The sequence below is a fragment of the Shimia sp. SK013 genome (assembly GCF_001292625.1).
In the GTDB taxonomy this organism is placed as follows: Bacteria; Pseudomonadota; Alphaproteobacteria; order Rhodobacterales; family Rhodobacteraceae; genus Shimia.
In genome coordinates, this window is sequence record NZ_LAJH01000011.1 from 224,915 (window position 1) to 247,907 (window position 22,993).

The following is a 22,993-nucleotide window of genomic DNA, read 5'->3' on the forward strand; positions in this document are numbered from 1 at the left end:
AATGGGTCCATTCCCCCACGACGCCCCGCGCGCCGAGATTACCGACTACAATCCTGCCGGGACCGACGGTTTCGAGTTTGTTGAATTTGCTCACCCTGAGCCGCAGGAACTGCGCGATCTGTTTGTAAAAATGGGCTACGTACACGTCGCCAACCACAAGACCAAAGCCATCGAGCTGTGGCAGCAGGGCGATGTGACCTATATTCTGAACAACGAGCCAGGTAGCTTTGCGCTGCGGTTTGTTGAAGAGCACGGCCCCTGTGCGCCGTCGATGGGCTGGCGCGTTGTGGATGCGCAGAAAGCCTATGAGCACGCGATTTCAAAAGGCGCCGAAGCCTATGACGCGGATGACAAGACGCTGGCTTGGCCTGCGATCAAAGGCATCGGCGGCTCTCTGATCTATTTCACCGACCAGTATTTCGACACGTCGCCGTTCAACGACGAGTTCGACTGGATCGTGACCTCCAAGCCCGAAGGCGACGGGTTCTTCTACCTCGATCACCTGACCCACAACGTGTTCAAAGGCAATATGGACAAATGGTTCCGCTTTTACGGCGATCTGTTCAACTTCCGCGAAATCCGCTTTTTTGACATCGAAGGCAAATTCACCGGCCTGTTGTCGCGCGCGCTGACATCGCCTTGTGGCAAGATCCGCATCCCGATCAACGAAGACCGCGGCGAAACCGGACAGATCGTCAGCTACCTGAAGAAATACAACGGCGAAGGCATTCAGCACATCGCAGTTGGGTCTGATGACATTTATGCCTCGACTGATGCGATTGCCGACAAAGGCATCAAGTTCATGCCCGGCCCGCCGGAAGCGTATTATGACCTCAGCAAAACCCGCGTTGTAGACCATGACGAGCCGCTGGATCGTATGAAGAAACACGGCATCCTGATCGATGGCGAAGGCGTGGTGAACGGCGGCGAAACCCGTATTCTGCTACAGATTTTCTCCAAGACCGTGATCGGCCCGATCTTTTTTGAATTCATCCAGCGCAAGGGCGACGACGGCTTTGGCGAGGGCAACTTCAAAGCGTTGTTTGAATCCATCGAGCAAGAGCAGATCGACAACGGCGAGATCCAAGCCGCCGAGTGATCCCGAAATAACAATAAGAAATCCGGTCCAACGGAGCGAGGGGAGACGCCGTCCACATCAGTGGGCGGCGTTTTTTACTATTTCCCGTTTTCAGTTTTTGCCGCCTTTGCGGGAAGTTTTTCTGTCTTCTCCTGCTCTTTCTTTTTGGCCTTGGCCTTTTTTTCTGCCTTTTTCTCGGCGTCAGTCACGGGGCTTGGGATGGTCACATTGTTCTCACGCAGGTAGTCGAGGAAATTGTCCGAAAATGTGCGCCGATAAAGCTTTGGCGGGACAACTTCGATGATCAGCTTCACTTTGCTCACCGTCAACGCGGCGATTTCGTCCCAGATATTAATCGCATCCGTCACGCGGCAATGCGGCTGCACGGACGTGTCCACGGTTTGGCGCCCGCGCAACAGCGTCGCGTTGCGAATGCGATAGGTTCGAATGTTGCCCTGCGCCGCATTGCTTGCGCTCACAACCCAATCCGCCTCATGATCGTCGCTGCCCACGTTGCAAACAAGATGGGTTTTGGCAAACGCCTGTCCAAAGGCATTGGGATTATAGGTTTTGTCCTCGGTGGCATTGGACACCAAACCGCGAGCTTCCACCGATAGGGTGGACAGGATCACCACTTCGTCCACGCCGCAGGTTTCTATTGGAAAGGTCATGCGCACAGCCGTGCCCGGCTTGTTCTCGGTTTCGATAATGGCCTTGAGCGTGTCGATCCCGTCCTTGATTCCGTTTACGATCACCCCCGGCGACGGCGTGCCGGTGATAACTTGCGGAATGACCTTGGTCAGGAATTTTAGAACATCCTCAAGGTCTGAAGTGTCTGATGCAACGGTGGAATACTCGGCCGCCAGCGTAATCTCGGCGCGCCCAAGGCAGTCGCCACCACTGATCGGAGAAAGCACGATCGTTAGGTAGTTGTCCAGGTTTCCGCGGCCTGGAACATACCCGCGCAAAATCAGAGTAAGGTCGTTGCGGTTCAAGGCTTGTTTGATTTCAGCTTCGGTCACTTTGAATCCCATGGGACACCTCCAGAGAAATAAAAATTGCAAATCTGCTCAATGAAATAAGGCTATTCATAGCATAAATTGGCACAGCCGACAAATCGGCGCCCTCGCAGGAACGGCGGTGGCACGAACGTTGCGTCAGCAATCTCGACGGCGCAAAGCATTTGCGGCAAGCTGTCAAAAGGGAGAATTATCATGACTGACGCACCGCTTGAAAAACAGTTTGTGACCGTGAATGGCAAACGAATGGCCTATGCCGATATGGGGCAGGGTGATCCGATTGTGTTTTTGCACGGCAATCCGACGTCATCTTATCTGTGGCGCAACGTGGTGCCGCATGTCGCAGGGATGGGCCGCGTGATTGTGCCCGACCTGATTGGCATGGGCGACAGCGACAAACTCGATGATGTCGGGCCGGACAGTTATCGGTTTGTGCACCATCGCGCTTATCTGGACGGGCTTCTTGATCAGGTGATTGGGGAGGCAGGCAACGTGACGCTGGTAATCCACGACTGGGGCTCGGCCCTAGGCTTTGACTGGGCCAACCGCCACCGCGATCGGGTGCGCGGCATCTGTTACATGGAAGGCGTGGTGCGCCCGGTTCCATGGACCGATTGGCCAGACGCCGCCAAGCCGATTTTTGGGGCGTTCCGCTCCCCTGCGGGTGAGGAGATGATCCTTGAAAAAAACCTCTTTATCGAAGCTGTCCTGCCGGGGTCCATCCTGCGCAAGCTCAGCGATGCCGAAATGGACGCCTATCGCAAACCCTTTGCCAATACAGGCGAAGACCGCCGCCCCACCTTGACGTGGCCACGGCAAATTCCAATTGATGGATCACCCGAGGATGTTACTGAAATCGTTGCAAACTATGCCGATTGGATGGCCGAAAATGAACTGCCCAAGCTTTTCATAAACGCAGAACCCGGCGCCATTTTGACAGGTCCGCAACGGGATTTTTGCAGAAGCTGGAAAAACCAGTCCGAGGTTACCGTGGCCGGCAGCCACTTCATCCAAGAGGACAGCCCAGATGAAATCGGCGCCGCGTTGCGGGATTGGCTGGCAGCAGTCTAGACCGATTTTTGCGGAAAAAAAGCGCCACGTATTGGATTACAGCGCTCAGGAGCCCGCCCGCGCGGCTGGTTTCCGTCTTACCCTTTTGGCATCTTCAGGATGATGTTCTTGCCGGATTTGATATAGCGCAGTTCGGTTTCGTCAATGGCTGCAACTTTGCCGCCATCAATGCGGTCACCGACTTGCACCTTTTTGTATCGCCCATTGCTCAACCGAACGAGCGCGCGTCGGTTGGAACTGGTACCGTAAACGCCGATCAGGTTTATTTTCCTGAGGTTGATCGCGTTCTGAATTGTGGCCTGCCGCGCAACGGACGCTGTGGTCGGGATGGTGGGCGCGATCGCCGCAGAGGCGGGAACAGCCTCAACAGAGGTCGTCAGTGACGGGGTTTGACGCTGCGCCAGCTGGGCAATGTTTGCAGGCTTGGCGCGTGGGCGCAAAGACGTCGCCACCGCAAGGGCCGTCGGCGTCGTGTCAGCTTCGGCCTCGGCTTTTTGGTTTGGAGGGCGCGGGGTTGGGCGAATGCGGCCCAACTCATTCAGCGTTAGCCCCCCCAACGTGGCACGCTGGTTGCTTTCCAGCAAATCAAAGGGCCGCACACGCGGACGACGCGTTGCAAGCCGGTCTTCGGTCTGCGCAGCCAGTGCAGTCGCGACAATGATGCGTTTGGGATAGGCTGGCGGCTCGACTGATGGGCGTCCGGCAAACACCAGAATGCCATCCGGGCTCAGCGCGCCATCTGCGGTGGCAACCACAAGCCCGCGGGCGTCAAAATCAAATTGGGTTCCGGCAATCGGTGGATTGCTTTGTGCAGCAGGTGCCGCATCGGTGTTCAGCCCCCCCGGCGCCGGAAGCGCGATGGCGTCCAGCGCACCAAGTTCCAGATCGATTGAGGGGGTGTAGATGTCGTTAACAGACTCGCTGTTGACGTCCAGCGGTGGTAGCGGCGCTTTTTGCCAGATTCCGGTCACGGCATATCGTGCCTCCGCCTCGGAGTCGGTCAAATCAAGCGGATCAATGCCATCCAGCATCGCTTCGATCTCAGCACTGTCGGTGATTGTTTCAGCCGCTGAGGGCGGCAATGCTTCGGTGTCAACGCCGTCGGTTGGGTCGACCGCCGCGATCTCGATTTCGGGTTGCGGCCGTGGCGCGTCGATTTGCGGGACGTCAGCTGCTGGGCTTGGTGTGGGCGTCTGGATTGGGGCAGGGGTCACAGGCTGTGATGCCTGCGGTTCCAGCACTACAATTTCAGTGTCGCTCTTGCCAAACAAGCCAGCCACGCCGTCGTCAAGGAAATAGGTTGCCCAGACAGCCACCCCGGCCAGAAACGCCAGCAAAAGTGTCATCAGGATCAAACCCAGATGTCTGGGTTTGCCGCGCACTTCGTTTTTGCGCGAGCCGAAGACCGTCAGCTTCTCTTTTTCCTGCGACACGGCCTTACGCCGATCGCCGCGCCGGGATCGGGCCGGCTCGGGCAAGTCAGCCACCAGTGTGTCGCTCGCAGCAGTCGCAGCTTCGGCGGTCGAGTGTGCCTGAAGGGCTTTGTCGGCCGGCTTTTTGCTCTTCTTAGCGGCCTTGGTCTTGGCCGCTTTCTTTTTCGTGCCGCTCTCAGACGATTTGTTGCGGCTTCGGAACATCCCGCTTGCCACACCGCTTGGGGTGTCGGAAGTTTCCGCCCCATCATCAGCACCGTCATCGGACTTTAGGCCGGCAACCACACGGGCAGGGTCGAACCGCAACTTCGGTTCGGTTGTGGCGCGCGCTGCGCCGACATCCAGTGCATTGGTGCCCGCGACGCCTGGGTCGCGAGACGCGCCTCCCAGCTCTGGCGCGCCGGACGTGGTGTCTCCTTGGCGGCGGCTGGAGAAGGACATCGGAACGCGCGCTTCTGGCGCAGCTTCAATGTCTTCGGAAGTCGACGGCTCAGGTGGCTCAGCCACCTCCGGAGCAGCGGCGGTTGCGTGCGCGTCCTCTTGGGGCACGTCCTCGGTCGGCGCAGGACGTTTGTCGGGCAAGGGGCCGGAGCCCACAACAACCATAGGCGCGCCATCATGATCCACATGGGGATCTTTTGCGCCTTGCGTGGGCCCGAAATCCGGGGTGCCGCCAAACATCGCGGGATCCGGCATCGCCGCAAACCGAACCGGATTGAACTGATGTTCGGCGGCAAAGGCTTCGGCCTCTGCAAGGGTTTCGCGCGCAACGGCGGCGACTTGAGTTTGGCCGTTCACAACGCGGGAATCAAACACCAGTTGGTCCGCACCATAAGGCGTCTGTTCCTCTAGAATCCGCACGATTTCAGTTTGTTGTTTGCTGGCGCTCAACCGCCCCAGATCCAATGACAGTACCTTGATCTGGTCATTGGGCAACACCAAAAGCGTCGCAAAATCCACGCCAGCCCGCACCGCGGCCACATCATGCAGCTTGGCCAATTCGCCGGCCAGATCGTCACTGTCCAGCCCCACTTCGCCAAGCAGATGCCACCCGCCGTCAACGCGGGTCAGAAGGCCGATGCCTTCGAAGGAAAGTGTCAAAGCAAGACTTGGCGACATATATTAGACCTAGCATCCGAGCGGGCGGGAGATCCCCATTCCCTTAGATTTGCAGAATTTATAGCAAGTTCTTGCCGACATGGAAGAAAAAGCCGTACCGAAGTTCCGCTCAAGCGCGCTTTGCCCTTAGGTTGTTTCCATCAAATGAACAAAAGGGAGAACCGCATGCGTTTGACGGCAATTATTTTGGTGGCTTGGTGTGGATTGGGGGCCGGCGTGGCCCATGCGGAGGACCGCCAAATCACGGTGATTGGCGAAGGGGTGATAACACAGGCACCCGATCAGGCGGTGATTTCGGTTGGTGTGTCTCATCAAACCAGTTCGGCACAGATGGCGATGGAAATGGTCAACGACGCGGCGCGCGCCATGATCGTGGCTTTGGACGACGCAGGTATCGAAGCGCGCGACATGCAGACCAGCGGCCTAAGCCTGCGAGCAGTGCATGACCGAAACCGCAATGGCGACGAGCGGCCGCTGCTGCTCGGGTTTTCGGCCTCCAACCGTTTGACTGTCAAAGTCCGCGACCTTGAGGCCGTGGGCGGCGTCTTGGGCACTTTGGTCAAGGCGGGCGCCAATGACATCGGCGGTATAACTTTTGGTTTGCGTGACCCGAAACGCGCACAAGACGACGCACGGCGCAACGCAGTGGCGGATGCACAGACCAAGGCCGCGCTTTATGCCGATGCGGCTGGGGTCAGCTTGGGCAAAGTTGTGTCCATCTCCGAGTCTGGCAGTGCAATGCCGCGTCCGGAGATGATGCGTGCATCGATGGCAAGCTTTGATGCGGTGCCGGTGGCGCCAGGAGAATTGTCAGTGACGGCGCACGTGACCATGGTTTGGGAACTGGCAGACTAAGAGGGGGCTTTCGCCCAAAGAAAAACGCGCCGCAACAGGATCGCGGCGCGTTTTGTTTGTTTCCAAGGATCAGCTGTGCGCGGCGTTCAGCGCCCGATCCAGATCCGCAATCAGATCTTCGCTGTTCTCGATTCCGATGGAAATCCGCACCACGTTTGGTCCCGCTCCGGCCGCTTCCTGCTGTTCTGGCGTCAGCTGACGGTGGGTGGTGGAGGCCGAGTGGATCACGAGGCTCCGCGCATCGCCAAGGTTGGCGACGTGGCTGAAAATCTCAAGGCTGTCGACGAATTTGATGCACGCGTCATAGCCGCCCTTAAGCGCAATGGTGAACAGGCCACCCGCGCCTTTGGGGCACACTTTGGCGACCCGCGCTTTATAGGGTGAGCTGTCCAGACCAGCGTAGGTCACGTAGTCCACATGTGCGTGCGACTCCAACCATTTTGTAATGGTTTCAGCGTTTTGCACATGACGCTCCATGCGCAGCGACAGAGTTTCGGTGCCCATCAACGTGTAATGCGCCGCTTGCGGGTTCATGGTCATACCAAGATCGCGCAGGCCAATGGCAATGCCGTGGAAGGTGAACGCCAACGGGCCAAACGTCTCGTGGAACTTCAGGCCGTGATACGCGGGCTCAGGCTGTGACAGCGATGGGAACTTGTCCGACGCAGACCAGTCAAATTTGCCGGAATCCACAACACAGCCACCGGTGACAGTGCCGTTGCCGGTCAGGTATTTGGTGGTGGAATGCACAACCAGCGTGGCGCCGAGGCTGATGGGGTTGCACAAATACGGCGTGGCAGACGTGTTGTCGACAATCAGTGGCACACCCGCGGTTTCGGCAATCGCCGCAATTGCAGGAATGTCGGTGATATAACCGCCTGGGTTGGCCACAGATTCACAAAACACCGCGCGGGTGTTTTCGTCGATAGCAGCGGCGACAGCGGCTTCATCGTCAAAGTCCACAAAAGTCGCCGACCAGCCGAAGCGTTTGATGGTCTGGCTGAACTGCGTGATCGTGCCTCCATAAAGACGGGTGGAAGCCACCACGTTGCAGCCCGGCTGCATGAGTGGGAACAATGCCATCAACTGCGCCGCGTGACCGGATGAACAGCAAACCGCGCCAACGCCGCCTTCGAGTGTCGCAATGCGTTCTTGCAGAACGGCAACGGTGGGGTTGGTCAGGCGCGAATAGATGTAGCCAACTTCTTGCAGGTTAAACAGCGCCGCCGCGTGTTCGGCATCGCGAAACACATAAGCGGTTGTTTGATAGATCGGCGTTTGCCGCGCACCGGTCGCCGGATCAGGGCGTGCACCGGCGTGAATTTGCAGCGTGTCAAAACCGTAGGTTGGGCCGTCGGTCATTGGAAATCCTCCCATAAAATGTTGGGGACAAGTGTTAGGCGGTGAGCGCGCATGGCGCAACGCCGCTTGTGCAACTTGGGGCAGGTTTCCTGATTTTCGCGGGTTGCAAAGAACCCTGTGTCGGTTCCGAGCCCATGCCGGGGAACGAGCGGCCTTAGCGCAACCAATACCCGTTGCGCCGCAACGTGTTGCGGATCACCTGTTCGCGGCGCGGCAAGTGGTCTCGATCAAACAGCGCGCGTGCTTTGTGCCCGCGCCCCTGATAAATCATGCGCTTGAAAGGGTCGTATTGCTTGAGCACCTTTTTGACCTTGTTGGGCGCCGCAACCTCTTGGAGCGTTTCTACCGCCAGATCGCTTTCGCGCGCATACATCAGCGGGATCAAGCGGTAATGCGTGCTGACCGTACCATCAAGAAACCCGTCTGGCAGCGCATCACGCCCGCCGCCAAGCTCGTGGATCACCAGCGGCAGCACCACCTGATCAAGCCACGGATCCAGGGATTGGCAGGCCAGCTCCTCGGGCGGGTCGGTGCGGATCTGCAACGCGTATTTTTCAAACCGCGCGCCAAATTCATGCGGGCAGCGGTAATAGAAAAAACCTGCGTTGAAATAGAGATAGCGCCGCCAGTATTCATCCGGTTGGCTCAGATCCAAGGTGCTCTCGAATTCGATGTCGAACTTGTCGTACAGAGATTTCCAGATGGCAGTGTATTGCGGTCCATACAGCGGCGGCTCGGGCCATGTGCCTTCGACTTTGAGCGAGGCCGAGGGACGGTCAAAATCAAACGGCACCTTGCTGATGTCACCAGTGATCAACGTGTCGGTGTCAAAAAACACAAACGGCTCACCGGCGGGCAATTCACGCAAAAGTTCAATTTTGTTGCCATTGGGATAGCTTTCCCCAAAGTGGCGGCTTTCAAATGGCAGGATTTCCGCATCCATCTGATTGAGCAGGGCCACAACATCGGGATTGGACATGCGCGGGTCTTTGGTCCAGCGCGGGCCGGGCTGGGGTTCAGCCACAAAAACACGCCCTGAAAACGCCGGAGATTTGGCCCGCAGCGAGGCGACAAACAGCACCGCCTCATATTGCAGACGGCCGTTTTGACCAACCACAACGATGTTAAAGGACGCGTTTTTTTGCGCTTTGCTTGCCATTTTGCCTGATGCCCTGCACGATCTTTGTAAGGACTATAGGCCGCGAACGCGCCGCGCAAAAGGCGGCAAAAGCTGAATTTTTTGAATCGGAGGGATTGATATGAAGATCACGACGACAATTGCCTGCATCGTCGGGCTGGCCGCAAACGCCGCTTGGGCGGACGATCATCGGGTGGCGGAGGATCAAACGCCAACAGGCAAATTCCTCACCGCCACCGAGGTGCGCCCGATCCTTGAGGCCACCAAAGGAAGCTGGATCGGGGTGCGGGAATTCAACGGACAGGATCTGGTCTATTTCACCCATCTGATGAGTTGGCGCTGTGGGCTTTACGAGGTGCACTACTCCATCAACGGCGGCGATCTGGAAGCGTTTGCCATTCCCGAATGCCCCCCCGATATTGCTAATGCCATGGCCATTCCCGAAGATGCACAGGTCTATATCAGCCGTGAACTTGGGTCCGTGCAAACCGTTGAGGTGAGCATCCTCTACGATGATCTTGGAACGGATGTTGTTTCATTTGATCGCGCGGCGGTTCTGTTGCCCTAGACACCGCCGTCAGCGCTCAGGCTGGCGTCCAAACCTGCGGCGCAAAACCGGACGAGTTCTTCAAACCGCTCTGCCAGCGAAGACCGCGTATCGCCAAGCGCTTGCATCCGCCATTCCGTGGTCAGCAGTGCAAGCAGGGCAGACACCGAATAGACAAACCCCGCCGCTGCCGCACGTTGTGAGGCCGCGGGGTAAAGTCGCACCAACTCATCGACAAACACTTGCGCTGTCGGGTCAAAACAGATTTTGGCCAGATCTTCCCACCGCGGATCAGCCGACACCATCGCCACGAGACGCGCGTAGGCAAACCAACCCGCACCGCCGGTTTCCGCCTTTTCGAGATAGGGCGCAAAAAAGCACTCGACTATGGCATGCACGGTCAAAGGCCCGCGAAAGCGGCGCATCTCAAGCGCATCGATGCGGGCTTGGGACAGATCATTCGCGCGTCGCGCAACAACCCGCCAAAACAGCTCTTCCTTGGACCCGCCATGATGGGTGACCAAGGCCACCTGCACACCGGCCTCCTGAGCGATCTCGCGCATCGAGGCCGCATCGAATCCATGACGCGAAAACACCAGCTCTGCGGCGTCCAAAACCTTGGAACGAGTCGCCAAAGCGCGTTGGGAAGGCGCCCTTTTCCGTTGTTTTTCTTGTAAAAAATCCTGCTGCATCGAATTATCTTGCCTTATTTTGTACGTTTGTTCAATTTAAAAATGGGAAGAGGAGAGCAAGACGTGAAGTCACAAACGGAAAAATACGCCCTAATCGGGGCCGGACCGATGGGGTTGGCCACGGCCAAAGTGTTGGCCGAACAAGGGATCGCCTTTCAGGGATTTGAGCTACATTCGGACGTCGGCGGGCTTTGGGACATCGAGGCGCCGAAGTCGACAATGTATGAGAGCGCGCATTTGATCTCGTCCAAGACGATGACCGAATTTGCCGATTTCCCGATGGACGAAGACGTCGCCGAATACCCGTCCCATCGCGAAATGGCCCGCTATTTCCGCGACTTCGCTGACCACTTTGATCTGCGTAGCCATTATCGGTTTGGTGCTGAAGTCACCGAAATCACGCCAGTGGGCGCGGATGGCGAGGGCTGGCGTGTGGCTTGGCGTGACACTGATGGCGCTCATGAGGAAACGTTCGCCGGTGTGATGATCGCTAACGGCACCCTATCAGAACCCAATATGCCGGACTTTCCCGGTCAGTTTGACGGCGAGCTGATCCACGCCAGCCAATACCGCCACCCCGAGCAGTTTGCCGGAAAACGGGTGCTCGTGGTGGGGGCGGGCAACTCGGGCTGTGACATCGCGGTGGATGCGGTGCACCACGGCCAAAGCTGCGATCTGTCGATGCGCCGTGGTTACTACTTTGTGCCAAAATACGTCTTTGGCAAACCGGCGGACACCATGGGCGGCGCGATCAAGCTGCCAATGTGGCTCAAGCGGCCGATCGACAGTTTGATCCTGCGCTGGTTCGTTGGCGATCCGCAAAAATATGGCTTCCCCAAGCCTGACTATAAACTCTACGAAAGCCATCCGGTGGTGAACTCGCTGGTTCTGTACCACGCGGGCCATGGCGATTTGACTATCCAGAGCGATATCAAGGACATCCAAGGCAAAACCGTGACCTTCACCGATGGCCGCAGCGCGGATTATGACATGATCCTCGCCGCCACCGGCTACAAGCTGCACTACCCGTTCATCGCGCCTGAGTTGCTCAACTGGCAAGGCAGCGCGCCGCATCTATATCTGAACGCAATGCACCCGACGCGCGACGATATCTTTGTGCTTGGCATGATCGAGGCGACGGGGCTGGGTTGGCAAGGCCGCCACGAGCAGGCCGAGATGGTGGTGCGCTACGTCAAAGGGCTGCGCGCCAACACCGCGTCAGCCCGCACGCTTAAAGCGGAGAAGGCCAAAGGCTTTGAACGCGCCACCGGCGGGATGCAGTATCTCGATCTGGCCCGCATGGCTTATTACGTCGACAAAGCAACCTATCGTGGTGCGGTCACAGGTTGGATCAAGAAACTTGCCGGGGAGGGAACACCATGAATACGACAGCTTATGCTGGTCTGGACGAAGTTGTGCTGAACTTCAGCGCCGGGTCGTTAACACTGCTGAACGGCATTCTGGCCGTGGTGATGTTTTCCATCGCAATTGACCTGACGCCCGCCGATTTCAAACGCCTCGCCAAAGCGCCCAAGCCGGTGATCACGGGGCTGTTTTCGCAGTTCATTGTGCTGCCGGTGCTGACGTTTTTGCTGGTGATTTTGGTGCAGCCGCGCCCGTCTATCGCGCTTGGCCTGATCCTTGTGGCGGCCTGTCCGGGTGGCAATATCTCAAACTTCATCACCCACCGCGCCGGCGGCAACGCCGCCTTGTCCGTCAGCATGACGGCCTTCGCCACAGTCGGCGCGATCCTTTTGACGCCTCTCAATATTGCGTTTTACGGCAACCTATATGCGCCCACCCGCGAAATCTTGATGGCCACCCAGATCGATCCCGTCTCGGTGGCCATCACCGTAGGCTTTATGCTGGTGCTGCCTTTGATCCTTGGCATCACTCTCAACGTGCTGCGCCCCGAATTCACCACCCGTCTGCGCAAACCGCTGCAATATCTGTCGATGGCGATCTTTGTGGCCTTCATCGTCGCGGCCCTTGCCTCCAATTGGGACTACTTTAAAGCCTTCGCAGGCGCCGTAGCGGCCCTTGTGGTCATTCACAACGCGCTGGCGCTGGGCGGCGGTTTTGTCACTGCAACTCTGGCCAAACTCAGCCCGTTTGACCGCCGCGCCATCACCATCGAAACCGGCATTCAGAACTCGGGCCTGGGCCTGATCCTGATCTTTGGCTTCTTTGGCGGGTTGGGCGGCATGGCCGTGGTCGCGGCTTTCTGGGGCATCTGGCACGCGATTTCCGGCATTGCATTGGCCGCAGTCATGAACCGGACGGAGGCCCAACGATGAGCCTTATTCTGATCACTGGCGCCGCCGGTCTGGTCGGGCGGGCCCTGTTGGATGTTCTGGCCGACACCGACCACTCGGTTGTGGCCACCGATCTTGCTGCGCCGCCGGACTTGCCGGTCAATGCCCGATTTGAGCGGATGGATGTGACCACAGATGATCCGGCCCGCGTTATCAAAGATGTCGCGCCGGACGTGATTGTGCACCTCGCTTCCATCGTGACCCCGCCCAAAGGCAGCAGCCGCGATTTTGCCTATGCGGTGGATGTCACCGGCACCCGCAAAGTCATCGACGCAGCACTTGCGGCAGGCACGCGAAGGCTTGTGGTTACAAGCTCGGGCGCGGCCTATGGCTATCATGCTGACAATCCGGTCCCGCTTACTGAGGGCGATCCGGTGCGAGGTAACTCAGAATTCGCCTACGCCCATCACAAACGCCTCGTCGAAGACATGCTCGCCGAGACCCGCGACACCAACCCTGAACTGGAACAGGTGGTTCTGCGGGTTGGCACCGTATTGGGGCAGGGGACCGACAACCAGATCACAGCGTTGTTTCACAAACCCCGCTTGCTGGCGATTGCCGGATGCGACAGCCCGTTTGTGTTCATCTGGACCAACGACCTCGCCCGCATTCTTGCGCGCGCTGCCACCGACGGGCCTGCGGGCATCTTCAATGTGGCGGGCGACGGGGCCATGGCGATCGATGACCTCGCAAGCGCGCTTGGCAAACCTGTGCTGCGCCTTCCGGCTTGGGCGTTGCAGGCCGCGCTGGGCATCGCGCGTCCGCTTGGTCTCAGCCGTTATGGACCGGAACAGGTGCGGTTTTTGCAATACCGGCCGGTTTTGGACAACGCCGCGCTTAGAAAGCTTTTTGGCTACACGCCGCAAAAAACCAGCCGCGAAGTATTTGACTATTGGAAAGAGAGCGTGGGCTTATGAAAACCGCTGTAATTTCCGGAGGCGCAGGCGGACTTGGCCAAGCGCTCAGCGCAGCTTTGCAGGCCGAAGGATGGCGCTGCGTTTTGCTGGATCTGGACACGTCGACATTGGTCGAAACCGCCACCCAGATGCCGATTTCATGCGACTTGACGGACGCGGCGCAACTCTCTGATGCAGTTGATAAAACCCTTGCGTCCTCGGCCTCTATTGATCTTGTGATCTATAACGCGGGCATCACCCAAATTGGCGCTTTCTCTGACACGCCGGACGCCACACACCGCAAGGTGTTTGAGGTAAACTACTTTGCCGCCGTGGCCATGGCGCGCGCGTTCCTTGTGCCGCTGCGCAAGGCCAAAGGCACCCACATCGCGATCAGTTCGGTCGCCGGATTTGCGCCGCTGTATCAACGCGCGGCCTATGCCGCGTCCAAACACGCACTCGAAGGCTTCTTTGGCTCTTTGCGTTCTGAGGAATCCGCCTATGGGGTCACCACCCTGATCGCGGCGCCATCATTTGTGGCGACCAATATCGGCAATGATCAACGTCAGACCGACGGCATTGCACGGCCCGGGTCTGCGGCGGACGGAATTGATTACATGACGCCGCAAGACGCGGCCAAAATCATCCTGAACGGCCTCAAGCGCAGCACACCGATGATTGCTGTCGGTCGCGTTGCACGGCTGTCTTGGCTGATCAACCGCGCCAGCCCACGCCTGTTTCAACGCCTGATGGAGCGCAACATCAAAGGTGGCTGACATCTGTGCAGGTGGCGCCGCTTCGCGTTGAGCTTCAAGCGACTTTGAGTCGCCGCAAAACCACGCCTGGTGGCGTTACTTGGGTCTCTGGATTTGGGGAGAAAGTGGTGGGCGACCCTGGAATCGAACCAGGCGTGCGTCTCCGCGAGGGAGTTACAGTCCCCTGCCACACCTTGCGGCCTGTCGCCCACTTTCTTTGGTCTTGCGACCGTGGTGTGAGGGGCTGATTACTGTGATGCGCTCAGGGCGTCAACAAGAAAATACCTTGCACACGGCGGCTGAGCGGCGCATTGATGCTGCCTCAGCTTTTCAAGGGGTGCAGGCCGTGAAAAAACCTAAGTGGGTGGTCGAAAAAGAGCAGGCAAAACGCAAGACGGCGTCGGAAACCGTTTGGCTTTTTGGCCTGCATGCGGTGCGCGACGCTTTGGCGAATCCTGCGCGCGAGAAACTGCGCCTGATCGTGACCCGAAATGCTGCCGACAAGCTGGCCGAGGCAATCGCAGAATCAGGTATGGAACCGGAAATGGCCGACCCGCGCAGGTTCACCGCGCCGCTTGATCCGCAGTCGGTGCATCAGGGCGCCGCGCTGGAGGTCAAGCCGCTGGAGTGGGGCCGTCTGGCAGATCGTGCAATTGCCGATGACGACCGCCCGCAACGCCTTCTGTTGCTGGATCGCGTGACCGACCCGCACAACGTTGGCGCCATTTTGCGCTCCGCCGAAGTGTTCGGCGCGCTGGCCGTGATCGGCACCCGACACCATTCCGCGCCCGAGACCGGCGCGCTGGCCAAAACCGCCAGCGGCGCATTGGAGCGTCAACCGTACCTGCGCTTGCGCAACCTCGCGGACGCCATCACCGAATTGCAAAACATGGGCTATCTGGTTCTGGGGCTGGACGGTGACGCGGAGCAGACCATCGAAACCGCGCTGGAAGGCCGCAAAGATCAACCCATCGCGCTTGTGATGGGGGCTGAAGGGCCGGGCCTGCGGGAAAAAACCAAAGAAACCGTCGACCAGTTGGTGAGAATCGATTTCGCGGGGGCCTTTGGCTCACTCAACGTGTCCAACGCCTCTGCGGTGGCGCTTTATGCGTCTTTGCCGCACTAACCTGAAATCACACTGAGTGATGGCCGCCAGAGGCCCTGCGACCACACCAAAGCGGCTGCGGCCTGCCATCACGCCTTCTGTGCAAAGTGGCGGCATCTGTGCGTCCGGCCATCGGCAACATTCCCCGCTCTGAGCAGTTTTCTGCCCATGCCGTGACGGCTGTTCTGCTGAAGAAAAAAAACAAATTCCGCGGCTTTCCTTTTCGTAGTGCGCTGAAAATCAACAAAAAAGTCTCCACGCCACAGACAGCGATGAAATTCACTTCCGTTAAAAACCACATTGCTGCGGCGCTTCGTAATCACAGCTGCTTGATTGCCTCTTTAATCCGCGGGGCCAACACATACGTACTCTAATGAGAAACACAGACATGGAACCCTGTGTTTCGCTTCACTGTCCCTCGTTCCGAACTGGCGCCCAAACATGGTTTGGGCGCTTCTTTTTTGCGCGCACACAGGCTAGCGTCGCTCCATGAGCTATCCTGACACACATCTCAAAACCATTCTGAAACGCACAAAGGTCGTGGCCGTTGTTGGCGTTTCCATGAATCCCGTTCGGCCAAGCTATTATGTGGCGCGCTACCTGTCCCTCAAAGGGTATCGGGTGATACCGGTCAATCCGGGGCACGTGGGCAAAATTCTGTTTGGTGAACCAATTGTTGCAGACCTGTCTGACATCAGCGCACCGGTGGACATGGTCGATATTTTTCGCCGATCTGAGGCGGTGCCGCCGATTGTGGATGCTGCGTTGGAACACTTACCTCATCTCAAAACCATCTGGATGCAGATCGGCGTCGAGCATGCCGAGGCCGCCGCCGAAGCAGAGGCAGCAGGTATGGATGTGATTGAGAACCGCTGTCCCAAGATCGAATATCAGCGGTTGTTTGGTGAGCTCAGGATGGGTGGCTTTGCGACCGGCGTGATTTCGTCCAGACTTTGAGCGCTGTTTGAGGCGTCTGATCGCGGTGGGATCAAATTTGACAGGACATCAGCAAGTTCCTGTTTGCGAAACGGCTTGCCCAAACACGCGATCATGCCAGCACGGATATAGCTCGCGGTCTGTTCCGGCATGATGTTGGCTGACAGCGCGACGATGGGGGTGTCTGCGTTCAGCGCGCCATGTGTTTTGATAATGGCGCAGGCCTCGATCCCGTCCATTCCGGGCATTTGAATATCCATCAGGATGACGTCGAATTTGGTGTCTTCGCAGCGCTGCACCGCGTCCAGCCCGTTTTCGACGGTGACGGGCTCAATGCCCATCGATTGCAAGAACCGCTCAGCGATGATTTGGTTGGTTCGGTTGTCTTCCGCGACCAATATTTGCGCGCCGTCAAACCGCATCGGGGTCTGTGCTTGTTCAACTTGCTGGTGCGCAAGCGGGGCATCGGTTTGGGCCGGCGCATTGGCAGGCAGTATCGGAACGGTGAACCAGAAGGTGCTGCCTTGACCCGGTGTGCTGTTCACACCGATTTCACCGCCCTGCAGTTCCACCAGTTCTTTGGAGATAGCCAGACCGAGACCGGTTCCGCCGTAGGTTCGATTGGTTGACGTGGTGGCCTGTTCAAATTTGCGAAACACACGCTTCTGGGCGTCGTCGGTCATGCCGATGCCGTGGTCGGTGACGCTGACGTGGATCATATCATCATGCCTCGACATATACACCGAAATGGTGCCCTTGCCTGAGAATTTGATGGCATTGCTTACCAGATTGCTGACCACCTGCTGCATTCGCGCGGGATCGGCTGAGATCCACTCAGGTAGGTCGGGATCCTGACTGTATTGAAGCGTCAAACCCTGCGTTTCGGCGTCCGCCGTCAGGGCATGCACCGCGGGCATCGCCAGATCCGCCGGAGCGCAGGTCATCCTCTCGAAAGTTACTCCGCGCGCGGCGATCTTGGAATAGTCCAAAACATCATTGATCAACCGCAAAAGCGTGTTGCCGGACCCTTGTCCCATTCGGACCAAGTCGCGCTGATGTGGTGTCAGATCGGTCTCATCCAGCAATTGCAGAACACCCGAAAGCCCATTCATCGGGGTGCGGATTTCGTGGCTCATGTTGGCTAGAAAGTCGGATTTGGCGTGGTTGGCGTCTTGGGCTTGGTGTTTGAGGTCCACCAGATTGGCTTCGGCATGTGCCAGTTCGCGGTCAAACAGGGCCAACCCCCAAATGAAGGCGCAGATCACAATGGAAAGGACCGTGGCGGATTCGAAAGGCAGGGTGTCAAAGGCCGCAAACAAGAACAAATTTGCGAAAGTAAGAAATGTCACAATCCAGGCTGCACGCGTGCCAAGCACCAACAAGGCAATCACAGGCGGGCCAATCAGGAATGTCTCCCGCAGCCAGACCGGGCTTTCTTCGAAATACATCAACATGTTGGTGTGTGCCGACAACATCACAATAAGTGTAAGCCCGGCCGCCGTCGTGCTTCCGGTTCGGTGCAAAACATTGGGCACCAGAAAGTAGACCAATGATAAAATGATGCTGATTAGCGCTACGCTTTGTGGCAGGCTGGTGTCCAGCGTTTGCAAATGCAAGTTGTGCAGTACTCCAGCCACGCCAATGACAAAGGAGAAGCTGCAAACCAGTCGGTTGCGTGCGCCGGAAAATGTAGACTCTGAGACCCTTGCTGGCCAAAAATATGGCAGCATCCAGGATTTGGTTTTGGAAAATAGGCGTCGGGTCATTGATTCAGGAGTGCTCAGAGTCGGGCTGTAGTTGGGTCACCAAACGTCATGCACCATGAACTCTTAACACCAGATAAAAACGCTGGGTCAATTGCGTTTGTCGAGAAACACCTGCGCGCGGCTTTTCCAGCGATACCGCGTGTCTTCAGCCACAGGCGCCCAAAACAGATAGCCGCCATAGCGCCATGGATCGAGCACCACGCCGGTCTCCATCGGTGCGCCCCGCTCGGCGAGGATCACGGTGCTGTGCTCAATCCGCAAATTGTCTGAATTGGCGATCGCCCGGTAAAGGCTGAAAGTCTGAAGGTCCTCACTGCGCAGGCGCGCCTCCAGATCATCGGCCCAATGCCAACACAACCCCCGTGGCTTGCGGCCTTTATTGACCTTGGCGTTGTGGACGAGGGGCGGGTCGCTAACCTGATACTCCGCCCGCAATTGAAGCGAATACGCATAAGACAGGCGGGCCACTGTGTCGGCCTCATCAGCCGCCACAAAATCGCCCATCGCCACAAGCGCCCGCCGCAAACCGTCCACGTCAGGGGTCTGTGCGGCCTTAGGCACGGCGCAGGCCGTCAAGGCAAGCACAACAAAACACGCCAACAGTTTGAAAATTCGCGTCATTTCGGCGCCCTGTGGATCAAAACACCCCGACTATAGGCGCAGCACGCCACGCGTCAAAGTCACAGTTCAGCTATCGCGCGCGGCCTTTTCGGCAATCCCGCTCAAGCCTTGGCGTCGCGCCAACTCGGCCAACACATCGTCAAGCGCCACGTCGCGGGCCTGCAGCATCACCAGAAGGTGGTAGAGCACATCGGCGGCCTCATAGGTCAGCTTCTCACGATCCCCTTTGACGGCTTCGATGACAGCCTCAATGGCCTCCTCGCCAAACTTCTCGGCGCATTTTTCCGGCCCCTTGGCCAACAGCTTTGCTGTCCAGCTGCTGTCGGGATCGGCCTTGGCGCGGTCAGCAATGGTTGCCGCCAGATCGTTCAGAATACTCATGTCAGCCTCATCGGAATGCCAGCGTCCTGCATGTGTTGCTTGGCCTCTTGCACAGTGAATTCGCCAAAGTGGAAAATTGACGCCGCCAAAACTGCGCTCGCGCCACCCTCGGTCACACCTTCTACAAGATGATCCAACGTGCCAACACCGCCGGAAGCAATCACCGGCACGCTCACTGCGTCGCTAATCGCGCGTGTCAGCGGCAGGTTGAACCCTGCCTTGGTGCCGTCACGGTCCATCGAGGTCAGCAAGATTTCACCTGCGCCCTTCGCAACCACCAGCTTGGCAAATTCCACGGCGTCAATCGGCTTGCCGTCTTTGTCGAGCGCCTCTTTGCGGCCGCCATGGGTGAAGATGCCCCATTTGTTCGGCACGCCGTTTGCGTCGTGCCCGATGGTCTTGGCGTCAATCGCACAGACAATGCACTGGCTGCCAAACTGTGCGGCGGCTTCGGCGATCACATCCGGGTTGGCCACAGCGGCGGAATTGAAACTCACCTTGTCAGCCCCCGCCAACAGAAGCTTGCGCACGTCGGCCACGGTGCGCACACCGCCCCCGACCGTGAGGGGCACAAAACACTGCTCGGCAGTGCGCCGCACCATGTCGATCATGACGCCGCGATTGTCATGCGTGGCGTGAATGTCCAGAAAGCAGATCTCATCCGCGCCAGCCGCATCATAGGCCCGCGCCGCCTCAACTGGGTCGCCTGCATCGCGCAGGCCAACAAAATTCACGCCTTTGACAACGCGCCCGTCGGCCACGTCCAGACAAGGGATCACTCGGGTTTTCAGCATCTTGGTCCGCCTTCAAGTCTCGCCAGCGGTTCTAGGACTTATGCCGCCATTTGACCAGTGCTTGCGACGCGGCGCAAAGCATCGCGGGCAACGGCGATGTGAAACGGCATGATCGTCGCAAGATAAGCCCGGCCCAACAGATTGTGCCGATGCACCCAAGTGGCCAAAAGAATATCGCCGCCATCGCGCATCACCGAAATGCGGAAATCCAGATGCCGGTCATTGAAACCGGCTATGATTTCCTGCTCGGTCTCGCTTTCCACCGGAAAGATGCCAATCCTGTCCATACTGCCGGCCACATCGGCCTGCAGCCCGAAGGGCGCCACCAAAAGGTTGCGCAGCCGCACCAATGCCAGCGCCCAACCGGGGAAATCGGCAATGGTGTCTGCGGCTTGGCGCAACGGCAACGTGCTGGACACGCGGAAGCAATCAACAAAATCTCCGGCGCGGAAACGGTTGTGCAGCGCGCTGAAGGGCGGGAGAGGGGAGGGTGTCACAGTCATGGTCAAATCCTTGTCCTGTTCGCAGTGCCAAGATGGGGCCCAACGGCGCGCGGATCAATTCGGCCCATTGTCACAGTGCCCAACGCGCAATCACCCATCGCCCAAACCGAATAAGCCCCATCAAGATCAGCCCAAGCAGGGCCGCAGCTGCCACCGGCGCCGTCACAAGAAAGAACCAGCCGGATACAAACATATCAGCAAGCGTTGGGCCAAAATCCAACCCTGCAATGGTGCATTCGTTTACGGCACCTTCGTGCAAGGTGCACCCTGCAAGGCTGGCAATGTACGTGGAGGCAAGCACGCTCAACATTGGCAAAATCGAAAGCAGAAGCACGACCAACAGAAAACGGACCAACATAGTCCGGTTCCGGCCGGGCTCACTTTTCTTTTCGGCGCTCATTTGAGGGTCTCCTCGCGAGAATAATCAGTGCGATCAGTGATGAAAGAAAGGCCACAGGCAAGGTCAATACCAAGAGCGCCACAGACGAATAGGCGCGGATCAAAGCGGGCGCGCGGTCGACGCCGCCCACCCAACAGCCATCCCGCCCCATAGCTCTGCCAAATTCACAGCCCCAACGCGCCGCCGCCCATTCTGACCAGAGATACGCACCCAGCGGCATCAGACACAGCACGATCACAAGCAGCAGCACCGACAAAATGATGCGCCGCCAGCGGATCATGCCTTCATTACCGCCAGCGCCTCGGCCAGATCAATCGCGCCATCATAAAGCGCCCGTCCCGAGATTGCGCCGTTCAAGTCCGCGCCACAGTTCTTTAACGCATGCAGATCGTCCAGCGAACTCACCCCGCCCGAGGCAATCACAGGGATCGACACCGCGTTGGCCAGCGCCGCCGTCGCCTCCACATTCGGGCCTTTCATTGCGCCATCACGCATGATGTCGGTGTAAATGATCGCCGCCACGCCCGCGTCCTCAAAGGATTTTGCCAGATCGGTGACCATCACGTCGGTCTCCTCGGCCCAGCCCTTGGTCGCGACTTGGCCGTTTCTCGCATCAATGCCCACGGCCACTTTGCCGGGGAATTCCCGCGCGGCTTCGCGCACCAGATCGGGGTTTTCCACCGCAACCGTGCCCAAAATCACCCGCGCCAGCCCGCGGTCGATCCAGCGTGCAATGGTGTCCATGTCACGAATGCCGCCACCCAGTTGCGCGGGCACATTGGTTTGCTTCAAAATCTCTTCGACAGGGGCGGCATTCACCGGCTCGCCAGCAAACGCCCCGTTCAGATCCACCAGATGAAGCCACTCACAGCCCGCGTTCACAAATTCCAGCGCCTGCGCGGCAGGGTTTTCGTTGAAAACGGTCTCCTGCGCCATATCCCCGTGCACCAGGCGCACGGCGTTTCCATCTTTCAGATCAATGGCAGGGTAAAGGATCATGGGGCGTTCCATCGCTATTTCTACAGTCAAAAGCGATGTGACATGTGTCCGGCTGAAATGCAACTTTCCCCAAAGTCAGGGTTGATCGAAAACAGGTGCTGCCTCACTCTGCGCGCAACCAATGGGAGGAATTCTGATGAAAAAGTTTGTTCTGGCCACAGCGCTGACCCTTGCTGGCGCAGGTGTGGCATCGGCTGATCCGGTTGCTGGCGTTTGGAAAACGCAGCCCGGCGAATCTGGCGGTTACCTGCACGTGACGATTGCCCCGTGCGGTGAAGCCCTATGTGGCACAATCGCCAAAGCCATTGATGAAAATGGCGCGGCGGTGGCCGATTATGAACACGCAGGCAAACGTATGCTGTGGGATATGAAGGCAGACGGCGGCGGCGCATACTCCGACGGTAAAATCTGGGCGCCTGACTCAGACAAAACCTATCGCTCCTCAATGAACCTCAGCGGCGATACGCTCAAGGTCACTGGCCACGTCGCAGTGTTCAAACGCTCGCAGAACTGGAAGCGCCTCAAGTAAGCGACCCACCTGTCACATGCATTCGGGCGCCCCTTGTGAGGCGCCCGTTTCTTTCTCAGCACAGCTACGGTCAGACAGCGCCTGAGTACTCGCCGCGCGCCGGATAGTTGTTGGCAATCGCGAAATCGAGCGCGCCAACCAGTTCGGAGAAATGCGGACGCATGAACGGCATGGTCTGCACCGAGCCGAAATACAGCGACTGATCAGGCGACACCAGGAACACGCCCGGCTCGGAAAACAGCGCGGGCTCCTCGATGCCAATCGATGTCGTACCGCGCGAAGTCGAGATATAGAGACCCCAGTCGCGCGCCGCATCCAGCTTCAGGCCATAGGCCACGCGCATGCCGTTCACCGGCGCGACTTTTTCCTGCATGGCAGTTGCGCGCTCTTCATCGTCCGAGCTCACCGCCAGAACGCTCACGCCACGCTCGGCAAACGCAGGCGCTTGCTTGTCCAGCTCCTTGAGGTAAGTGGCGCAGATCGGGCAGTGCAGGCCGCGGTAAAAGCACACCAACGTGCCGCGCTCTGACCCTTCTGCGGCCAAATCAAAGCTGCCACCTCCGACGAGGGGCAGGGCAAGTCCGGGTGTTTTCTGGCGGGGCATCAACATGTCGTTTCTCCTTCGGGACATTTTGTGATCTTTCGTTGAGTGCCCTTGTTGCAGGGATTTTGACATGAT

26 protein-coding genes and 1 tRNA gene are annotated in these 22,993 nt (G+C 58.2%); 12 read left to right on the plus strand and 15 right to left on the minus strand.

Going from position 1 to position 22,993, the window contains the following annotated elements:
* Position 1: 1 nt before the first annotated feature.
* Positions 2-1,099, plus strand: a complete 1,098-nt coding sequence (gene hppD, locus SHIM_RS09330; RefSeq protein WP_054002382.1) for a 4-hydroxyphenylpyruvate dioxygenase — start codon at positions 2-4, stop codon at positions 1,097-1,099.
* 77 nt (positions 1,100-1,176) lie between these two features.
* Here the strand turns inward: hppD and SHIM_RS09335 are convergent, their stop codons facing one another.
* Positions 1,177-2,112 carry a hypothetical protein gene (locus SHIM_RS09335; protein ID WP_054002383.1) on the minus strand — a complete coding sequence of 312 codons (936 nt, stop codon included), beginning with the start codon at positions 2,110-2,112 and terminating at the stop codon, positions 1,177-1,179.
* A gap of 180 nt (positions 2,113-2,292) precedes the next feature.
* Here SHIM_RS09335 and SHIM_RS09340 point away from each other — a divergent pair, with 180 nt between their 5' ends.
* Entirely contained in the window at positions 2,293-3,168 is an 876-nt protein-coding gene (locus SHIM_RS09340; RefSeq protein ID WP_054002384.1) for a haloalkane dehalogenase, read from the plus strand.
* Between the two features lie 77 nt (positions 3,169-3,245).
* On the opposite strand, the gene SHIM_RS09345 is transcribed toward SHIM_RS09340, so the two are convergent.
* Positions 3,246-5,720, minus strand: a complete 2,475-nt coding sequence (locus SHIM_RS09345; protein ID WP_054002385.1) for a hypothetical protein — start codon at positions 5,718-5,720, stop codon at positions 3,246-3,248.
* Positions 5,721-5,885: 165 nt separating this feature from the next.
* On the opposite strand from SHIM_RS09345, the gene SHIM_RS09350 reads away from it, so the two are divergent.
* Positions 5,886-6,575: an SIMPL domain-containing protein gene (locus tag SHIM_RS09350; protein ID WP_193749898.1), complete on the plus strand. Its 690-nt coding sequence runs from the start codon at positions 5,886-5,888 to the stop codon at positions 6,573-6,575.
* A 69-nt stretch (positions 6,576-6,644) separates the two neighbouring features.
* Here the strand turns inward: SHIM_RS09350 and SHIM_RS09355 are convergent, their stop codons facing one another.
* Both SHIM_RS09355 and SHIM_RS09360 read right to left on the minus strand, forming a co-directional pair.
* Complete coding sequence (locus SHIM_RS09355; protein WP_054002387.1) at positions 6,645-7,937, minus strand: O-acetylhomoserine aminocarboxypropyltransferase/cysteine synthase family protein; 1,293 nt, start codon at positions 7,935-7,937, stop codon at positions 6,645-6,647.
* 154 nt (positions 7,938-8,091) lie between these two features.
* The gene (locus SHIM_RS09360) at positions 8,092-9,096 is read right to left on the minus strand and encodes a hypothetical protein (RefSeq protein ID WP_054002388.1); all 1,005 of its coding nucleotides are present in this window, start codon (positions 9,094-9,096) and stop codon (positions 8,092-8,094) included.
* 100 nt (positions 9,097-9,196) lie between these two features.
* Here SHIM_RS09360 and SHIM_RS09365 point away from each other — a divergent pair, with 100 nt between their 5' ends.
* Positions 9,197-9,643 carry a hypothetical protein gene (locus SHIM_RS09365; RefSeq protein ID WP_054002389.1) on the plus strand — a complete coding sequence of 149 codons (447 nt, stop codon included), beginning with the start codon at positions 9,197-9,199 and terminating at the stop codon, positions 9,641-9,643.
* On the opposite strand, the gene SHIM_RS09370 is transcribed toward SHIM_RS09365, so the two are convergent.
* Positions 9,640-10,257, minus strand: coding sequence for a TetR/AcrR family transcriptional regulator (locus SHIM_RS09370; protein ID WP_241488826.1), 618 nt, complete (start codon positions 10,255-10,257; stop codon positions 9,640-9,642). The genes SHIM_RS09365 and SHIM_RS09370 overlap by 4 nt on opposite strands.
* Positions 10,258-10,377: 120 nt before the next feature.
* On the opposite strand from SHIM_RS09370, the gene SHIM_RS09375 reads away from it, so the two are divergent.
* The 4 genes from SHIM_RS09375 to SHIM_RS09390 are packed head-to-tail and all read left to right on the plus strand — an operon-like array spanning position 10,378 to position 14,301.
* Positions 10,378-11,697: a flavin-containing monooxygenase gene (locus tag SHIM_RS09375; RefSeq protein ID WP_241488827.1), complete on the plus strand. Its 1,320-nt coding sequence runs from the start codon at positions 10,378-10,380 to the stop codon at positions 11,695-11,697.
* Positions 11,694-12,611 (plus strand): bile acid:sodium symporter family protein, encoded by a 918-nt coding sequence (locus SHIM_RS09380; RefSeq protein WP_054002392.1) that lies wholly within the window; start codon positions 11,694-11,696, stop codon positions 12,609-12,611. The genes SHIM_RS09375 and SHIM_RS09380 overlap by 4 nt, the downstream gene beginning before the upstream one ends.
* The gene (locus SHIM_RS09385) at positions 12,608-13,546 is read left to right on the plus strand and encodes an SDR family oxidoreductase (RefSeq protein ID WP_054002393.1); all 939 of its coding nucleotides are present in this window, start codon (positions 12,608-12,610) and stop codon (positions 13,544-13,546) included. The genes SHIM_RS09380 and SHIM_RS09385 overlap by 4 nt, the downstream gene beginning before the upstream one ends.
* Positions 13,543-14,301 (plus strand): SDR family NAD(P)-dependent oxidoreductase, encoded by a 759-nt coding sequence (locus SHIM_RS09390; protein ID WP_054002394.1) that lies wholly within the window; start codon positions 13,543-13,545, stop codon positions 14,299-14,301. The genes SHIM_RS09385 and SHIM_RS09390 overlap by 4 nt, the downstream gene beginning before the upstream one ends.
* A gap of 105 nt (positions 14,302-14,406) precedes the next feature.
* Here SHIM_RS09390 and SHIM_RS20170 read toward each other — a convergent pair.
* Positions 14,407-14,490 (minus strand) — tRNA-Tyr (locus tag SHIM_RS20170).
* A gap of 136 nt (positions 14,491-14,626) precedes the next feature.
* On the opposite strand from SHIM_RS20170, the gene rlmB reads away from it, so the two are divergent.
* The 3 genes from rlmB (at position 14,627) to SHIM_RS09405 (ending at position 16,342) form a co-directional block, all read left to right on the plus strand.
* Positions 14,627-15,406 (plus strand): 23S rRNA (guanosine(2251)-2'-O)-methyltransferase RlmB, encoded by a 780-nt coding sequence (gene rlmB, locus SHIM_RS09395; RefSeq protein ID WP_054002466.1) that lies wholly within the window; start codon positions 14,627-14,629, stop codon positions 15,404-15,406.
* Between the two features lie 98 nt (positions 15,407-15,504).
* Positions 15,505-15,759, plus strand: coding sequence for a hypothetical protein (locus SHIM_RS09400; protein WP_152926504.1), 255 nt, complete (start codon positions 15,505-15,507; stop codon positions 15,757-15,759).
* A gap of 115 nt (positions 15,760-15,874) precedes the next feature.
* Positions 15,875-16,342, plus strand: a complete 468-nt coding sequence (locus tag SHIM_RS09405; RefSeq protein ID WP_054002396.1) for a CoA-binding protein — start codon at positions 15,875-15,877, stop codon at positions 16,340-16,342.
* Here the strand turns inward: SHIM_RS09405 and SHIM_RS09410 are convergent.
* The 8 genes from SHIM_RS09410 to hisA form a co-directional block, all read right to left on the minus strand.
* Positions 16,276-17,958 carry an ATP-binding protein gene (locus SHIM_RS09410; protein WP_193749899.1) on the minus strand — a complete coding sequence of 561 codons (1,683 nt, stop codon included), beginning with the start codon at positions 17,956-17,958 and terminating at the stop codon, positions 16,276-16,278. The two genes, SHIM_RS09405 and SHIM_RS09410, sit on opposite strands and share 67 nt — an antisense overlap.
* 216 nt (positions 17,959-18,174) lie before the next feature.
* Positions 18,175-18,708 carry a hypothetical protein gene (locus SHIM_RS09415; RefSeq protein WP_054002398.1) on the minus strand — a complete coding sequence of 178 codons (534 nt, stop codon included), beginning with the start codon at positions 18,706-18,708 and terminating at the stop codon, positions 18,175-18,177.
* A 66-nt stretch (positions 18,709-18,774) separates the two neighbouring features.
* Positions 18,775-19,089, minus strand: a complete 315-nt coding sequence (locus tag SHIM_RS09420; protein WP_054002399.1) for a phosphoribosyl-ATP diphosphatase — start codon at positions 19,087-19,089, stop codon at positions 18,775-18,777.
* On the minus strand, positions 19,086-19,883 hold the full coding sequence (gene hisF / locus SHIM_RS09425) for an imidazole glycerol phosphate synthase subunit HisF (RefSeq protein ID WP_054002400.1): 798 nt from the start codon (positions 19,881-19,883) through the stop codon (positions 19,086-19,088). The genes SHIM_RS09420 and hisF overlap by 4 nt, the downstream gene beginning before the upstream one ends.
* A 38-nt stretch (positions 19,884-19,921) precedes the next feature.
* On the minus strand, positions 19,922-20,386 hold the full coding sequence (locus tag SHIM_RS09430) for a DUF2867 domain-containing protein (RefSeq protein WP_054002401.1): 465 nt from the start codon (positions 20,384-20,386) through the stop codon (positions 19,922-19,924).
* Positions 20,387-20,456: 70 nt separating this feature from the next.
* Complete coding sequence (locus SHIM_RS09435; RefSeq protein ID WP_152926505.1) at positions 20,457-20,744, minus strand: hypothetical protein; 288 nt, start codon at positions 20,742-20,744, stop codon at positions 20,457-20,459.
* Between the two features lie 19 nt (positions 20,745-20,763).
* Positions 20,764-21,066 (minus strand): hypothetical protein, encoded by a 303-nt coding sequence (locus SHIM_RS09440; RefSeq protein WP_054002403.1) that lies wholly within the window; start codon positions 21,064-21,066, stop codon positions 20,764-20,766.
* Positions 21,063-21,785, minus strand: coding sequence for a 1-(5-phosphoribosyl)-5-[(5-phosphoribosylamino)methylideneamino]imidazole-4-carboxamide isomerase (gene hisA, locus SHIM_RS09445; protein ID WP_054002467.1), 723 nt, complete (start codon positions 21,783-21,785; stop codon positions 21,063-21,065). The genes SHIM_RS09440 and hisA overlap by 4 nt, the downstream gene beginning before the upstream one ends.
* A gap of 136 nt (positions 21,786-21,921) precedes the next feature.
* On the opposite strand from hisA, the gene SHIM_RS09450 reads away from it, so the two are divergent.
* On the plus strand, positions 21,922-22,314 hold the full coding sequence (locus tag SHIM_RS09450) for a DUF2147 domain-containing protein (protein WP_054002404.1): 393 nt from the start codon (positions 21,922-21,924) through the stop codon (positions 22,312-22,314).
* A 70-nt stretch (positions 22,315-22,384) separates the two neighbouring features.
* On the opposite strand, the gene SHIM_RS09455 is transcribed toward SHIM_RS09450, so the two are convergent.
* A complete protein-coding gene (locus SHIM_RS09455; RefSeq protein ID WP_054002405.1) occupies positions 22,385-22,924 on the minus strand; it encodes a peroxiredoxin-like family protein in 540 nt (179 codons plus the stop codon).
* Positions 22,925-22,993 lie beyond the last annotated feature (69 nt).

Excerpts from the sequence above, each read along its gene's own strand:
- hppD (WP_054002382.1), top strand. The coding sequence starts at position 2 with ATGGGTCCATTCCCCCACGACGCCCCGCGCGCCGAGATTACCGACTAC.
- SHIM_RS09335 (WP_054002383.1), bottom strand. The coding sequence starts at position 2,112 with ATGGGATTCAAAGTGACCGAAGCTGAAATCAAACAAGCCTTGAACCGC.
- SHIM_RS09340 (WP_054002384.1), top strand. The coding sequence starts at position 2,293 with ATGACTGACGCACCGCTTGAAAAACAGTTTGTGACCGTGAATGGCAAA.
- SHIM_RS09345 (WP_054002385.1), bottom strand. The coding sequence starts at position 5,720 with ATGTCGCCAAGTCTTGCTTTGACACTTTCCTTCGAAGGCATCGGCCTT.
- SHIM_RS09350 (WP_193749898.1), top strand. The coding sequence starts at position 5,886 with ATGCGTTTGACGGCAATTATTTTGGTGGCTTGGTGTGGATTGGGGGCC.
- SHIM_RS09355 (WP_054002387.1), bottom strand. The coding sequence starts at position 7,937 with ATGACCGACGGCCCAACCTACGGTTTTGACACGCTGCAAATTCACGCC.
- SHIM_RS09360 (WP_054002388.1), bottom strand. The coding sequence starts at position 9,096 with ATGGCAAGCAAAGCGCAAAAAAACGCGTCCTTTAACATCGTTGTGGTT.
- SHIM_RS09365 (WP_054002389.1), top strand. The coding sequence starts at position 9,197 with ATGAAGATCACGACGACAATTGCCTGCATCGTCGGGCTGGCCGCAAAC.
- SHIM_RS09380 (WP_054002392.1), top strand. The coding sequence starts at position 11,694 with ATGAATACGACAGCTTATGCTGGTCTGGACGAAGTTGTGCTGAACTTC.
- SHIM_RS09385 (WP_054002393.1), top strand. The coding sequence starts at position 12,608 with ATGAGCCTTATTCTGATCACTGGCGCCGCCGGTCTGGTCGGGCGGGCC.
- SHIM_RS09390 (WP_054002394.1), top strand. The coding sequence starts at position 13,543 with ATGAAAACCGCTGTAATTTCCGGAGGCGCAGGCGGACTTGGCCAAGCG.
- SHIM_RS09405 (WP_054002396.1), top strand. The coding sequence starts at position 15,875 with ATGAGCTATCCTGACACACATCTCAAAACCATTCTGAAACGCACAAAG.
- SHIM_RS09415 (WP_054002398.1), bottom strand. The coding sequence starts at position 18,708 with ATGACGCGAATTTTCAAACTGTTGGCGTGTTTTGTTGTGCTTGCCTTG.
- SHIM_RS09420 (WP_054002399.1), bottom strand. The coding sequence starts at position 19,089 with ATGAGTATTCTGAACGATCTGGCGGCAACCATTGCTGACCGCGCCAAG.
- hisF (WP_054002400.1), bottom strand. The coding sequence starts at position 19,883 with ATGCTGAAAACCCGAGTGATCCCTTGTCTGGACGTGGCCGACGGGCGC.
- SHIM_RS09430 (WP_054002401.1), bottom strand. The coding sequence starts at position 20,386 with ATGACTGTGACACCCTCCCCTCTCCCGCCCTTCAGCGCGCTGCACAAC.
- SHIM_RS09435 (WP_152926505.1), bottom strand. The coding sequence starts at position 20,744 with ATGTTGGTCCGTTTTCTGTTGGTCGTGCTTCTGCTTTCGATTTTGCCA.
- SHIM_RS09440 (WP_054002403.1), bottom strand. The coding sequence starts at position 21,066 with ATGATCCGCTGGCGGCGCATCATTTTGTCGGTGCTGCTGCTTGTGATC.
- hisA (WP_054002467.1), bottom strand. The coding sequence starts at position 21,785 with ATGATCCTTTACCCTGCCATTGATCTGAAAGATGGAAACGCCGTGCGC.
- SHIM_RS09450 (WP_054002404.1), top strand. The coding sequence starts at position 21,922 with ATGAAAAAGTTTGTTCTGGCCACAGCGCTGACCCTTGCTGGCGCAGGT.
- SHIM_RS09455 (WP_054002405.1), bottom strand. The coding sequence starts at position 22,924 with ATGTTGATGCCCCGCCAGAAAACACCCGGACTTGCCCTGCCCCTCGTC.